The organism is Streptomyces sp. NPDC000983 (assembly GCF_040299205.1).
Classification (GTDB): domain Bacteria; phylum Actinomycetota; class Actinomycetes; order Streptomycetales; family Streptomycetaceae; genus Streptomyces.
In genome coordinates this window covers 1-1,174 of sequence record NZ_JBEPBM010000129.1, presented here as the reverse complement: position 1 = coordinate 1,174, position 1,174 = coordinate 1, and the positions used below count along the sequence as shown (strand labels likewise).

Annotated in this window: 1 protein-coding gene; it reads right to left on the bottom strand. The window is 72.6% G+C overall.

What is annotated here, in order from left to right; genetic code table 11:
* On the bottom strand, positions 1–1,174 hold a 1,174-nt coding region (locus ABT296_RS38670; RefSeq protein WP_351934853.1), incomplete at both ends, for a condensation domain-containing protein.

The following is a 1,174-nucleotide window of genomic DNA, read 5'->3' as shown; positions in this document are numbered from 1 at the left end:
CGCCACAGGACTGCCCACCACCACGTCCTCCCCGGCACCCACCCGCGACAACACACCCGCCACCGCCGCATGCAGCACCATGAACAGACTGGACCCGTGGTCACGGGCGAGACGTTCGAGGGCGGCGCACCGCTCGGGCGGGATGCGCAGGGGTACGGAGCTCGCGTGGCCGGAGGCCAGGGCGGGCCGGGGCCGGTCCCGGGGCAGGTGCAGTTCCTCGGGCAGGTCCTTCAACGTCTCCCGCCAGAAGTCCAGCTGCCGCTTCTCCAGGCCGTCCGCTTGGAGGAGTTCGCCCTGCCAGAGCGTGAAGTCACGGTACTGGAAAGGGAGTTCGGTCCATGTCGGGGCGGCGCCGTGGGTGCGGGCCGCGTAGGCCGTGGCGAGGTCCCGGACGAAGGGGGCGGCCGACCAGCCGTCGAAGGCGATGTGGTGCACCGCCACCACCAGCACGTGCTCCGCCGGCCTGACGGCCAGCAGCTTCGCGCGCAGGGGCGCCTCGCACGACAGGTCGAAGCCTGTGGCAGCCATCTCGGCCATACGGGAACTCAGTTCGCCGCCGGACACGGGTTCCAGCTCGACGGCGGTTGCGTCATCGGCCTCCAGAACCTGCTGGTGCGCCACGCCGCCGGTAACGGGAAGGACGGTCCGCAGGCTTTCGTGGCGGTGGACCACGTCCAGCAGGGCCGCCCGCAGTGCCGGCACGTCCGTCTCTCCGGACAGCCGCAGAGCGGTGGTGATCACGCGCGTGTCCGTGGCGCCGGTGCCCTCTTCGAGCTGGCCCTGGAACCAGAAGCGCAGTTGGGAAGGGGAGAGAGGGGCCCGCTCGGAGCGGGGACGCCGGCTGAGCGGTCGGCGGGTCTCGGCCGGGTCGCCGCAGCGGGCGGCCAGACCGGCCGGTGTGGGCGCCTCGAACACCGCGCTCAGCTCGATCTCCGCGCCGAGGGTCGCGCGGATCCGGCTGACGAGGCGTACGGCGAGGAGCGACTGGCCGCCGAGGGCGAAGAAGGAGTCGTCGACCCCGATGTCCGGCACGCCGAGGATCTCGGCGAACATCTCGCACAGCGCCCGTTCGGCCTTGTTGGTGGGTTCGCGGCGGGTGGTGTCGGCCGGCCTGGCCTGGGGTGCGGGCAGGGCGGCACGGTCCAGCTTGCCGTTCGGCGTCAGCGGCAGACCG